General features: G+C 73.8%; 6 protein-coding genes. 5 read left to right on the top strand and 1 reads right to left on the bottom strand.

Features of this window, described 5'->3' with window-relative positions; genetic code table 11:
- Positions 1-214 precede the first annotated feature (214 nt).
- Positions 215-1,609, top strand: coding sequence for a hypothetical protein (locus WMF42_RS35460; RefSeq protein ID WP_437687472.1), 1,395 nt, complete (start codon positions 215-217; stop codon positions 1,607-1,609).
- A gap of 23 nt (positions 1,610-1,632) precedes the next feature.
- Here the strand turns inward: WMF42_RS35460 and WMF42_RS35455 are convergent, their stop codons facing one another.
- Positions 1,633-3,411: a PE-PGRS family protein gene (locus WMF42_RS35455; protein ID WP_437687470.1), complete on the bottom strand. Its 1,779-nt coding sequence runs from the start codon at positions 3,409-3,411 to the stop codon at positions 1,633-1,635.
- Between the two features lie 465 nt (positions 3,412-3,876).
- Here WMF42_RS35455 and WMF42_RS35450 point away from each other — a divergent pair, with 465 nt between their 5' ends.
- From WMF42_RS35450 to WMF42_RS35435, 4 genes are all read left to right on the top strand, one after another.
- Positions 3,877-4,857 (top strand): vWA domain-containing protein, encoded by a 981-nt coding sequence (locus tag WMF42_RS35450; protein WP_437687468.1) that lies wholly within the window; start codon positions 3,877-3,879, stop codon positions 4,855-4,857.
- 257 nt (positions 4,858-5,114) lie between these two features.
- On the top strand, positions 5,115-7,499 hold the full coding sequence (locus WMF42_RS35445) for a hypothetical protein (RefSeq protein WP_437687466.1): 2,385 nt from the start codon (positions 5,115-5,117) through the stop codon (positions 7,497-7,499).
- Positions 7,500-8,119: 620 nt separating this feature from the next.
- The gene (locus tag WMF42_RS35440) at positions 8,120-12,154 is read left to right on the top strand and encodes a hypothetical protein (RefSeq protein ID WP_437687464.1); all 4,035 of its coding nucleotides are present in this window, start codon (positions 8,120-8,122) and stop codon (positions 12,152-12,154) included.
- A 93-nt stretch (positions 12,155-12,247) separates the two neighbouring features.
- Positions 12,248-12,988: a Crp/Fnr family transcriptional regulator gene (locus tag WMF42_RS35435; RefSeq protein ID WP_434043081.1), complete on the top strand. Its 741-nt coding sequence runs from the start codon at positions 12,248-12,250 to the stop codon at positions 12,986-12,988.
- The last annotated feature ends 72 nt before the right edge of the window (positions 12,989-13,060 follow it).

The following is a 13,060-nucleotide window of genomic DNA, read 5'->3' as shown; positions in this document are numbered from 1 at the left end:
GGACGAGCGAGCAGAGCCGCTGTGCGTCATGGTTCACTCTTGACGGCTGTGCGCGCCTGAGGCCTCATGCACCACCATGCGCAGCGCTCCGCCTTCTGTCCTCTTTCGCTCCACCCGCGTGCTCGCTCTGGGGGCTCTCCTGGGCACTGCCTCGTGTGCTCAGGTCCTGGGGCTTGGCGAGTTCGAGGACTGCGATGAAGATTCGTGCTCAGGAGTGCTCTGGGCGAAGGGCTTCGGGAGCGGTGACGTGGTTTATCCGACAAGCGCTCGGATTGACTCCAAGGGTAATATTCTTCTATCAGGATTCTTTCGGGATACCGTCGATTGGGGTGGAGATCCGCTGATATCGTCTGGCATGGATGTGTTCCTTGTAAAGTTGAAGCCAGACGGTGGCCACATTTTCAGTCGGCGGTTCTCGGTGGAGGATTCGGATGGTCTATTCGCTTCCCATCTTTCGATCCTGCCGGACGATAGCGTTGTCTTGGCGGGGGCCTATGGGCAAGCAATCGACCTCGGAGATGGAGAACCCCTCAGGGCGTCCAGGGAGGATGGACACGGCGCTTTCGTGGCCCGGTTCCTGTCCGACGGCGAGCTGGTCTGGAGGCGCGACCTGTTCACGGGGACGGGGGAGGCCTTCGCGCTGGACGTGGCGGTCGTACCTGGCGGCGACGTCGTTCTGGTCGGCTACTTCGAAGGCGAGGTGAACCTCGGCTCGTCGACCCTGACGACGGCGGCGAGAGACGCCTTCGTCGCGAGGTGGGACGGCGAGACAGGCAAGGAGCAGTGGAGCTTTCAGCTAGGCGATCCCGAAGACACTCTGACGACGGCAACCGTCGCCGCCACCGCCGTGGCGGCGGACCCCGATGGCAACCTCGTCGTGGCAGGCCGGTTCACGGGATCCATGGATTCCGTCTTCACCCAACGTCGCTTCGAGAGCCCGTCGGGTGCGGGCGCTTTCCTTCTCAAGACTGTGTCCACCGGGGACACGAACTGGGTCTCGTTCTTCCAAGGGGAGGGCGACGCCTTGGTGAGCGACATCGACGTCGACGCGCGCGGAAACGTCGTTGCGGCCGGCGCTTTCGCGGGAGCGATCTCTACCCGGGCGAGGGGAGCTCTTGGCGCCCTTCAGACCAGCGGACCGGCTGACTCGGATGGCATGCTCGTGAAGCTCTCGTCCGCGGGGAACCATGCGTGGTCAATGAGATTCGGGGATGAGTCGGCCCAGTTCGGCGGGCGCTGGAGCATTGTCCCCGGCAATTTCATCGGTGGGCCTCGCGTCGCAGTTGATGCCGCCGGAGACGTTGTGCTCGGCACCGGGATCGCTGGCGCCGTGGACTTCGGGGGCGGGCTCCTTGCCGGGAGACAGGATTCGGACTGGGTAGTCGCAAAGCTGAGCGAGCATGGGGAGCACCTCTGGAGCAGGCGTTTCGGCGACCTTGCGGCGGGGCAGACGATTTTTGGCATCGATGCCGATCCAATCACGAAAGCCCTCGTCGTCGTTGGACTCAACGACGGAATCCTGGATTTCGGTGATGGGGTCAAGGTCGCTGCGTCCGGCGAGGTCGGCGCGGTCGTGGCGAGGATCGACCTCGAACGACTCGGGAAATAGCGCCTCGATACGCGCGGTGATGGTCAGTTGATCTGCAGGTTCGCTCGGGCCGAGCCGGTCTGCCCCGCGCCCGCGGCGCCGCCGGTGGAGTTCGTGCCGCCCGGGCCGCCGAAGCCGGGCGTGTCGGTCGTGCAGCTGTTCTCCGCGAACGTGAAAACGACACTCCCGGACCGCGCCAGGCAGGCGCTCGGGCCGCCCCCGCCGCCCGCGCCGGGGCCGCCGGCGCCGCCGTCGCCGCCCTTGCCGCCGGTGCCGCCCCCGCCGGAGTCCTCCCGGCCCACGCCGCCGATGCCCCCGTTCCCTCCGAACTGGCCCCCACCGCCGTTCCCGCCTCGACCGCCGTCGCCGCCCGCGCTCGTCGTGATGGTGTTGCCGGAGACGACCACCCGTCCGGCGGCCGCGAATACGCCGAAGCTCCCGCCGCCGCCGCGGCCGCCCTGCCCGCCGCGGCCACCGAGCCCGCCGCATCCGCCGCTGCCGCCGCCGCCGCCGCGGTCTTCGTAGCAGAAGCATCCGGTGCCACACGAGCCGCCGCCGCCGCCGCCGCCACCGCCGCCGCCGCGGCCCGTCGCCCCGGTCTGTCCGTTGGTGCCGCTCGCCGGCTGGTAGCCGCCTGACGCGATGGTGCCCAGGCTCGCTCCCCCCGCGCCAGGCGTCCCCTGCAGCCCGGGCGCACCCGCCATGCCGGCGCCGCCTGGCGCGCTATCCGGACCGCAACTGCCTGCCGAAGCGCCTCCCGGTCCGCCGGTCGCCCCGCCGCTGCCCGGTGAGCCCGCGAGGCCGGAGTAGTTGTTGTATCCGCCCCTGCCGCCCGCGCCGCCGAACTCGGTGCACGTGGTCTGCGCGCCGCCGTATCCCCCGCCGCTACACGCGTCGCAGCCCACTTCGCCCACATTCCCCGCCGCCGCCGTCCCCGTCGAGTGCGCCGCGCCGTGGGTGCCGTCGGCGCCTTTCTGGCCCTCGGCCACGTCGATCTGGTTGTACCGCACGAAGAGCTGCGCGAGCCCGCCGCCGAGGCGCACTCCATAGGTGCTCGCCCCCGCCGACGGCGACCGCAGCGCCTCGATCGTGATGCCCTCGATATGCGTCGGCTGCTCGATCGAGGGCGCATGGAACACCGTGCCCGTCGCGCGCACGGTGGTCGTCACCGAGGGGGTCCTCCGGAACTTGAAGTCAGGGTCATTGTGATCGAACCCGCCATAGATGCTGATGCCGGACACGACCGTGACGGCCCCCTCGTAGAGCTCGCCGGAGAGGCACACCGCCGGGACCGCGCTCTCCTGCGCCACCTGGATGGCCGTCGCGATCGTCTCCACCGGGGCATTGCGCGTCCCGGGGTTCGCGTCGTCCCCCGTTGTCGCGGAGACGTACACGCACTGCTCCACGAGCCCGTCGCCGCCATCGCAGTTGTCGTCGACGAAGTCGCCGTCGATCGGATCCTCCGTCGTCGAGGTCGGCGTGCACGCGTACTCACAGCCGCACTCGCCCGTGAGCGGGTTGCCGTCGACGTCGTGCGTGCCCGGGAGACACCCCATCGCGCAGGGATCGACGACGACCTCGCCGCCGCTTCCGCCCTCGCCGCTGCCCCCTTCGCCGCTGCCCCCGTCTCCACCGGAGCCGCCCTCGCCCCCGGCCGTGCCGCTCGCGCCGCTCGTGCCGGCCCCGCTGCCGCTCGATGACGTTGTCGTGGCGCTGCTCGCGGAGGGCGCGCCGCCCGCTCCGGATCCTCCTCCCGTGCCCGAGACCGGCCCGATGGGGCCGTCGATCGAGCTGCTCTCGGCGCAGCCGAGCGCGGAGAGCATCGCAAACAGAGAAGCCGTTCCGAGGAGCAATCGCACGCGCATGATCAGAATTCTGCACCTTCACGCGTTCTTCGGAAAGACTTTGTCACGCTCCACGTAATCGTCTCGCACGGCACGCCGCGCGCCACATAGGCCGCGACGAGGCACGCGCGTGCCGCGCTGCGCCGCGCATTCGCGAGCCAGCTCACCCTTCATCGATTCGCCCCTCGCGCCTGCCGCCGACTCCGGTAGTCTTCTTCTGCACCCCTTCCCGGCAGCCGCGCCGCCCAGCTGCCTGCCCGTACGTCCATGCTCCTTTCCCCGCTCCGCCGCCTCTCGCTTGCTCCCGTGCTCGGGCTCGCCGCCGCCGCCGGCCTCCACGGCGCCTGTGCCCCGGATTCGGGCATCGGCCCCCTTTCGTCCTCATCGGAAGGAGCCTCCGAGGGAGCGGGCTCAGGCGGGAGCTTCGAGCCGGATGGTGGGCTGTTGGGCGACGCGCCCATCGAGTCTCCCCCCGACCCGGACGCCGCGTGCGGGCTCGTCACGCAGGAGGCGGTCGTCGTACCGCTCAATCTCTACATCATGATGGATAAGTCGTCCTCTATGGTGGGAGACGACCCGATGGTGGAAAGCAAGTGGGACAGCGCGAAGGTCGGCCTGACAGCGTTCGTCAACAGCGCGCGGTTCGCCGGCGTGCGCGTGGCGCTGCGCTTCTTCCCGCGCGATGCGGACGGCGTGCCGGCGTGCGACCAGAACGCCTACAAGGCGCCGCTCGTCCCGTTCGGCCCGCTTCCGGGGAACGCGGGCGCGATCGTCGACGCCATCGCGGCCGAGAGGCCGGACGGCCTGAGCACGCCCATCTACCCGGCGCTGGGCGGCGCGCTCCTCCAGGGCATCGAGACGGCGAAGAACCACCCCGGTGAGGCCTCCGCTGTGCTGCTCGTCACCGACGGCAAGCCGCAGGGGCCCGCGGCGCAGTGCGGCGGCGCGAACCCGGAGGACCCGGCGGCCATCGCGGCGCTCGCGGCGGCGGGCGCGCGCTACCGCCCTCCTGTGCGCACCTTCGTCATCGGGCTCCCGGGCGTCGACCAGAGCACCGCCAACCAGATCGCGGCCGCGGGCGGCACGGACGCCGCGGTCCTCGTCGCGTCGACCAACATCGCCCGCGAGTTCGAGCGCGCGCTCGCGAAGGTGACGGGCCAGGCGCTCCCGTGCGAGGTCGAGGTGCCCGCCCAGGTGGCCGGCGGGCAGGTCGCCTTCAACGACGTCAACGTCCTGTTCGGGCTCGACGGCGCGCCGCAGGACATCCTGCCGCAGAGCCCCGGCTGCGACGGGCCGGGCTGGCGCTACGACGACCCGAGCGCCCCGAAGGCGCTCGTGCTGTGCCCCGACACCTGCAGCGCGGCGAGGGACGCCTCCGTGGCGAAGATCCAGATCCTCCTCGGCTGCGAGACAGTGATCCGCTGATCGCGCCGCGCGCGGCCCGGCCTCGGCCCCACCGGCGCGCGGTCCGGGTCGCGGCTCGCCGGCGCGCGACTCGCGGGGCCACGCAGGTGTGCTGAACCTCACGTCGCGAGCGACGAGGGGCATCCTGGCGGGAGACGCAGAGCGTCATCGGCGAGGGGCGCCGGCGCGGCGGGGGCCCGGCGCGACGGGCGCGGCCTTGCAACTCTGCACTGCGCTTTGTGGACTCCCGGGCTCTCGCGCCGTAAGAGGACGGAACCATGACGACGGAGTCCACCCTCGCCGCCGCCGGCTCGCCGCGGCACGCCGCCCCCGCCGCGCTGCACCCAGCCCTGGTGCTGAGCGCCTACCTCGAGCCGCTCGTGCGCGGCCGGCGGGTCGCGGTCCTGGGTGACGCCACGATCGGCCTCGCCGACCGGCTGCTCCAGCGCGGAGCCCGCCTCGTCCACGCTTACGACCCCGACGCCGCGCGCGTCGCGGAGATGCTCGCGCGGTCGGCGGCCACGCGGCAGCCGCACCCGAGCTTCGCCGTGTTCGACGGCGACCTCGGCGTGCGCGACGGCGCCTTCGACACCCTCGTCATCCCCGACCTCTCGATCTTCAGCGAGCCGGCCGAGATCCTCCGGCGCGCCCGCCGCCTCACGGCCGCGAGCGGCGCCGCCGTCATCGCGTCGCCGAACCCCGACGTCGGCCGCGGCCTGCTCCCGGCGGGCGCGCGGCGCGGCGGGGCGCCCGGCTACTACGCGCTCTACGACCTCGTCGCGCTCCAGTTCAAGCAGGTGCGGATGATCGGCCAGGCGCCGTTCGTCGGCTACACGGTCGCGGAGTTCGCGCCGAAGGGCGAGCCCGAGGTCAGCGTCGACACGTCGATCCTGGACGGCTCCGAGGAGCCGGAGTGGTTCATCGCGGTGGCCGGCGAGCGGCTGCCGCGGCTCGACGCGTTCGCCGTGATCGAGCTGCCGTTCTCCGGCTTCCCGGTCGCGAGCGCGGGCCCGTCGCCCGAGGCGCTCACCGAGGCCGAGGGCCGCGCGGCGCGGCTCGGGGGCGAGCTCGCGGAGCTGCGCACCCGGCACCAGCGCGACCGCGAGGACGCCGGGGCCCGCGCCGAGAGCGCGGTGGTCACGGCCGCGCGCCTCGCCGAGGTCGAGGCCGAGCTCGATGCGCGGGCGGCGCGCCTTCGCGAGGTCGAGGCCCGGGCGGGCGACACCCACGTCCGCGCCGAGCGCCTGGCGCACCAGATCCGCGACATGGAGGAGGAGCTCCGCAGCCAGCGCGACCGCGCGACCCGGCTCACGAAGCAGCTCGACGACGAGAAGCGGGTGCGGACCAAGGTCGAGCTCGAGCTCGGCATGATCCGCAACCGGCCGGAGATCGCCGGCGCCCGCGACCGGCTCGACGCCGCGATGGCCGAGCTCGACGCCGCGCGCGCCAGGATCGCCGAGCTCGAGGCGCGGCCCGCCGTGGCGGCGCCCGATCCGGGGCTCGCGGCGCGCGTGGAGGAGCTCGAGGCCGCCGCCGCGGCGACGCGGCGGGAGCTGGCGAAGGCGACGGCGGATCGGGACACGGCGCGGCGGCGCGCGCAGGAGGGCGAGCGCGCGCTGGAGGAGGCGCAGCGCGCGCGGCGCGATGCGGCGGCGAAGCTCGACGAGCTCGCGCGGGAGCGCGACAGGCTGGAGGAGCGGGCGAGCCGGCTCGATCGGGAGAACCGCGGGCTGGAGGAGGAGCGGAGCGCGCTCGACGCGCGCAGGCTGCTGCTCGAGGCGCGGATCGTGGAGCTCGAGGAGCGCGTCGCCGGCCAGGAGCAGCGGATCGCCGAGCTCGAGAAGCGCGACCTGGGCGATGCGGCGGCCGCGGAGATCGCGGGCCTGGAGGAGGCGCTCCGCGACCGGGGTCACGTCATCGCGGCGCTCAAGGCGCAGCTCCGCGAGAGCGAGCGCGTGGGCAAGGAGCTCGTCGACGAGCTCGGGACGGCCTTCGAGGCGTCGGCCGCCGGGCGCGGCGGTCCGGGCGACGCGGCGGGCGGCGGCGGATCGGGCGGTGGGCTGCCGGGGACGGGCGGCCAGGGCGACGCCGCGGAGGCGCTGCGGCAGCAGCTCGACGCGCTGGCGCGGAGCGCCGCCTCGAGCGAGGCGGACCTGCGCGCGGCGGGCTGGAAGATCGCGCAGCTCGAGCGCGAGCTCGCCGAGGCGCGCGCCACGGCTGGATCGCCGCAGGCGCTCCACGACGAGCTCGAGCAGGCGCTCATCGCCGCGCAGGCGGAGATCGCGGCGCTGCGCCGGGCGGCGGAGCGCGAGGACGGTGGCGCGGGGCGCGAGGAGGCCGGCGCGGGGCGCGAGGAGGCCGGCGCGGGGCGTGAGGCCGGCGAGGCGCGCGAGGATGTGGGCGAGGCGCGCGAGGACGTGAGCGCCGGGGGCGAGCAGGTGAGCGCCGGGGGCGAGCAGGTGAGCGCCAGGGGCGAGCAGGTGAGCGCCGAGGGCGAGCAGGTGAGCGTGGAGCGCGAGCACGTCGGCGCGGTGGGCGAGGACGTGGCGGCGGCGCGCCAGGATGTGAGCGCGCCGCGTGACGATCTGGGCGTGCCGCCCGAGGTGATCGAGCAGGCGGTGCTCCTCCAGCAGGTCGCCAGCGCCGTCGAAGTTGGCGTCTGAGCCGCGACCCGGGACCGGGGCCCGCCGGCCCCGGTTCTGGGGGCGATCTGCGAGACGCCAGGGCGCAAAAAAGACAATTTCGCCTCGGCCATCCACGTGCGAATCGCGGCGACGGCGCCCATCCCCGTGAGGAACGTGGTGGCGCGCTCCGCGCGTGGCCTCGGGGACCTCATTCGAATACTCCATGGCTGATCGCCGCCCTGCCGACCGGCAACGCCGGGCGGCGGCAATGAGAGCGGGAGCTACGATGCGAGTTTCGGCGATCGGAAGAGGATTGTCGTGCGCCGGCCGCCGGTCCTTTGCTCTCCCGGCGCGGCACCCCGGGCCGTGGCCTGTGCGCTGAAGAGCGCACCCGGCCGCAGGCACAGGACGGCGCGCCCCTCCCTGAGCGCGCGGAGCGCGCGATTTGGGAGGGGCGGACCGCGCGCAGGCGCGGAGCGCCGAGCACGGGCCGGGGGTGGGCATCCCTCGGGCCCGATGTGGCCAGGATTGCGCGCTCGACCCGAAGGTCGGCAGCTCGACCGAAGGTCGGCAGCTCGACCGATGACCGGCAGAACGACGTCGGGGGGACGCGCGCGCCACCTGTGCGCACGCGGTCGACCGCGCTAAGGACCGAGCCGATGCGCGCTCCTCGACACCTCACGGCGCTGTTCCGGCTCGCCGGCGCCGCCACCCTGGCCCTCGCGCTCGGCGCATGCAGCGCGGTCACCGCGCAGCGCGCGCCAGACCCCATCGCCTCGCTCCGCGACGCGGGCGCGCACTCGACCGACGGAGAGGTGGTCGGACGATGGCTGCTCGGAGAGCTGCTCGTGCCGGGCGGCACGCCGGCAGGGGTCAAGGCGGCGCGCAAGCGCCTCGACGGGCTCGGCGCAAAGTCGATGCTCGCGTCGCTCGGACGCGCGCTCGACGACGAAGAGCACGGCCGCAACGCGCGCGCCGCGGGCGCCTACCTCGAGGCGCTGGACGCCGCGCGCGTGAGCACACACCCGGACGCCCCGCTCGTGGGCTGGCTCGCCGCGAACCGGCTGCTCGGGCTGCGATCCAGCCTCGTCGGCCTCTGGAAGAAGTCCCGCGAGATCGTCCTGCGCGCGATCGACCACCCAGGCAACCTCGGCTGGCGCGCGCGCGGAGAGCTCGTCGAATGGTGGAGCATCGAGGGGCTCCCGGACGAGGCCGCCGCCGCGGCGCGCGCCGCCGGGGCCGCGCCGGCCGTGCCGCTCGTCGACCTCGCCGCGCGCCGGTACGGGTGCATCGAGAACGCACGCTTCGCCGGGCCGTTCGGGCACAACGCGGAGAGCGACCACCGCGTGCGGTACGAGGCGGAGCGCGCCGGACCCTGGCCGCCCGTGTTCCCGCGCGACCCGCGGCGCGCCGACCCGCCCCGCGTGCTCGGCGCCGAGCGGCGCGGGTGCCAGCTCTCCGCCGTCGCGCCGGAAGGGGCGCCGGGCGCCACGGCGCGGGGCGGCGTCTTCTACGTCGAGACGTTCGTCGACCTGCCCGCCGAACGGGAGATGATCATCGCCGTCCAGGGCGCGTTCGCCATCCTCGTCGACGACGTCGAGGTGCTGACCCGCGACACGAAGCAGTGGGGCATCTGGCCGCGCTTCGGCGCGCGCCTGCGCCTCGGCCCCGGCCGGCACCGCATCCTCGCCCGCGTCGGCAGCGGCGACACCTCCATCCGGCTGCTCGCGCCGAACGGCACCCCCCTCGGCCTGACCACGTCCGCCGACCCGACGCCGCCCTACGCGCTCTTCCCGCCCGAGGTCCTCCCCGACCCGAACCCGATCGAGCCGTTCCTCAACGCCCTCGGCGTGCCGCCGCAGCCCGCGCCCAGGGTGGCCCGCGCGCGCGGGCTGCGCGGCGCGCCGCTGCCAGAGCGCGACGTGAACGACCCGATCGCCAGGTTCCTCGCCGCCCACGTCGCCCACCTCGAGGGGCAGGACGACGTGAGCGCGGTGCTGATCGAGCCGCTCGTCGCCGACCCGGCCCGCGCCACCGGGCCCGCGCTCGCGGCGCAGGCGGTCTTCCTCGAGAAAGACCCGATCTTCCCGGCGTCCGACGGGCGCGACCTCGTGAAGGACGTGCGCGCGCGCGCCGCAGAGAAGGACCCGGAGCTCTGGTACCCGCGCTTCTGGCTCGCCCTCGAGGAGGCCGACAAGGCCGGCCTGCCCGAGGTCACCCGCACGATCGAGGCGCTCGCCGACAGGTTCCGGGAGGTGCCCGATGTCCTGAAGACCCTCGCCGCCATGTACTCGCGGCTCGGGTGGCGCGTCGAGCACGTCCGCACCGTGAAGGAGGCCGCCGCGCGCTTCCCGGACGACGTCGAGGTGCTCGGCGCGCTCCTCCGCATCCACGACAGCGACGGGCACATCGCCGAGGCCGACCGGATCGCCGCCCGCATCCGGGAGCTCGAGCCCGACGCGGAGATCGAGCTGGAGCGGGCCATCGACAGGCGCGACTACACGGCGGCCATCAAGGAGCTCGGGCGCATCGGCGCGGTCCGCAAGGACCGCAAGGACATCGCGCTGCGCATCGCCGACCTGCTGACCCGCGCCGGCAAGCGCGCCGAGTCGCTCGAGCAGCTCGAGCGCGCCCTCGCCAAGGCGCCGGACGACGCGGACGCGCGCCTCGCGCTCGCCGACGCGCGCTTCGCGCGGGGGGAGCGCGACGCGCTCCAGAAGGCGCTCATCGAGGCGATCCGCACCGGCGCCGACACCTCGGAGCTGCGCGACGCGATCGAGCTGCTCGACGGCACGACGGAGCTCAGCCCGTACCGGCAGGACTCGAAGAAGGTGATCGCCGAGCACGAGGCCTCGGGCGAGGCCATGCCCGGCACCGCGGCGCGCGTGCTCGATTACGCCGCGCTGTGGGTCCACGAGGACGGCTCGGCGCGGATGCTCCAGCACGAGATCATCCGGATCCAGTCGCGCGAGGCGATCCAGGAGCACGCCGAGCAGCGCGTGCCCGAGGGGCTCGTGCTGAAGCTCCGCACCGTCAAGCGCGACGGGTCGATCCACGAGCCGGAGTTCATCGAGGACAAGCCGACCGTGACGATGCCGCACCTCGAGGTGGGCGACTACATCGAGGTCGAGAACCTGTTCATCCTGCGCGGCGACCGCCAGGGCGGCCTCACGTTCCAGGGGCCGCGCTGGTTCTTCCGCGAGGAGAAGGTCCCCTACTGGCGGAGCGAGTTCATCATCGTCTCGCCGAAGAGCCGCCCGCTCGACGTGGAGACCTCCGGCCCGGTCCCCGCGCCGGAGATCACCGAGTCCGGCGCGCTCGTCACCCGCCGCTACCGCGTCGACAAGAGCCCGGCCCTGCCCGAGGAGCCGGCCAGCGCGCCCATGGCGGAGTTCCTGCCGAACGTCCGCGTCGGCTGGGGCATCCGCCTGGAGAGCACGATCGCGCGCATGGTCGACGCGGCCGCCGACGAGACGCCGCGCGATCCGCGGCTCGTGCGCATCGCGCGGGCGATCGCGCTCAAGCCGGCGCCGGGCGGCGCGGCCGCGGGCGCCGGCAAGGGCGGCGCGGCGGGCAACGCGGCCGCGGGCGCCGGCAAGGGGGCGAGCGCCGCGGCGGGCGAGGGCGGCGAGGCAGCGCCGTCGAAGGACGAGCAGGCGCGCCGGATCTACAGGTGGGTGCTCGCCAACGTGGAGGAGGGGCGCGAGAGCGACGGCCGCCGCGTCGTCATCGGCAAGAGCGGCGAACGGACCGAGGCGTTCCTCTACCTGTGCCGCCTGCTCGGGATCGACGCCGGCTACGGCGTGGTGAGCGACCGGCTCACCGCGCCGCCGCGCGGGCCGATGAGCGAGGCGGAGATGTTCAACGCGATCGCCGTGCGCCTCGACACGGGCGACAAGCCCGGCGCGGGCGCGGTCCGCTGGATGTTCGTGCGCGACAAGTTCGCGCCGTACGGCTACCTGCCGAGCTCGCTGCGCGGGCAGCCGGCGATCGTGCTGCGGCCCGGGGCGCCGCGCGAGGTGACGCCCTCGTCCGGCGCGCACGACGGCGTGGTCACCGAGGGCGTCGCCGAGGTCGCCAGGGACGGCTCGGCCTCGCTCGTCATCGAGCAGCGCTACGAGGGCAAGCTCGCCATCGCCCTGCGCTCGGCGCTGGAGTCGCTCCCCGACGCGCAGCTCAGGGACGCCGTCGAGTCGCGCCTGCTGCCGCAGATGGTGCCGGGGGCGCGGCTCCAGGAGATCCAGGTCAAGGAGATGACCGAGATTGACAGGCCGCTCACCCTGAAGATGAAGATCGCTGTCGCGAGCTTCGCGCGCGCGCAGGGCCCGGAGCTCGTCCTGTCGCCGCCCTTCGGCGTCCGCGTGGCGAGCCTCGCCAGCCTGCCGGTCCGCGAGACGCCGCTCTACCTGTCGGAGCAGATAGCGACCCGCTCGGAGGTGCGCCTCCGGATCAAGCTCCCCCAGGGCGCGCGCGTGACAACGAGGCTCGATCCATTCAAGGCGGAGAATGATGGTCGCACTGTCCGGGTGAGCGATCGCGTCGACGGGGGCGCGCTGCTCCTCGATCGCTCCCTCGACCTACCCGCGGGCCGCGTGCAGCCCGACGCCTACCCGCGCTTCCAGCAGTTCGCGCGGGCGGCGGACGGCGCGCTCGACCGGGACATCGTCGTCGCGCTCGATCGCGGCGGGCGCTGAGCACGGCGCCAGGCCGCCCCTCGACGCAGGGGCGGCGAGGGTGTTCGTGTGTGCCAAACTACGCAAGATGGATTACGCTTCCGCTCCCTAACCGTGAGCGACCTGGACTCGCAGTACGCGCCGGATGCCGGGCGCCCGGCGGCTGATCCCGCGAAGGCGCGGGTCGCGCGCGCGTTCCGGATCTCCTCGCTGTTCGCGCAGGCGGACCGCCCGGTCCGCGAGGCGGTCACGGAGGCGGCCGTGCTCGAGGTGGTGGCGTCCGACGCGGCGATCTTCGAGCAGGGGGCGCCCGCGGACTCGCTCGTCGTGCTCGGCCGGGGGCGGGCGCGCGTCGAGCGCGTCAACGCGGCGGGGGCCTCGTTCCCGCTCAGCTACCGCGGCACGGGCGACGTGCTCGGCGAGTCGTGCCTCGGCGGGCTGGAGACGCGGACCGAGCGCGCTGTGGCGATGGACGAGGCCGAGGTGGTCCGGGTGCCGCTCGCGCTCGTCCGCGAGCTCTGCGCCCAGCACCCGGGGTTCGGGGCCGCTGTGTTCGCGCTGCTCGTCGCGCGGCAGCGGGAGACCGAGGACCGGATCGAGTCGATGCTGTTCAAGAACGTGGGAGGACGGCTGGCCGAGTTCCTCCTGCACGCGGCGGAGCGGTGGGGCGTGCCGACGCCGCGCGGGACGCTGATCTCGGCGCCGATCACGCACGCGGAGATCGCGCAGGTGATCGGCTCGACCCGGGAGACGGTGACGCTGACGCTCGGCGCGTTCCGGAAAGAGGGCCTGCTCGACGCGGCGGGCCGGCGGCTCATCGTGAAGGACCGGGAGGCGCTCGCCCGCAAGCGGTAGGAGCGCGCGCGCCGTTCCCTGTTGACGCGCCGCACGGAGCGCCGATACGCCTTTCGCGGGTCGACCCGCAGG

This window comes from Sorangium sp. So ce176, assembly GCF_051519835.1.
GTDB classification, from domain to species: domain Bacteria; phylum Myxococcota_A; class Polyangia; order Polyangiales; family Polyangiaceae; genus Sorangium; species Sorangium cellulosum_G.
Note: the sequence above shows the minus strand (reverse complement) of the source record. Positions and strands in the feature narration are given on the sequence as shown.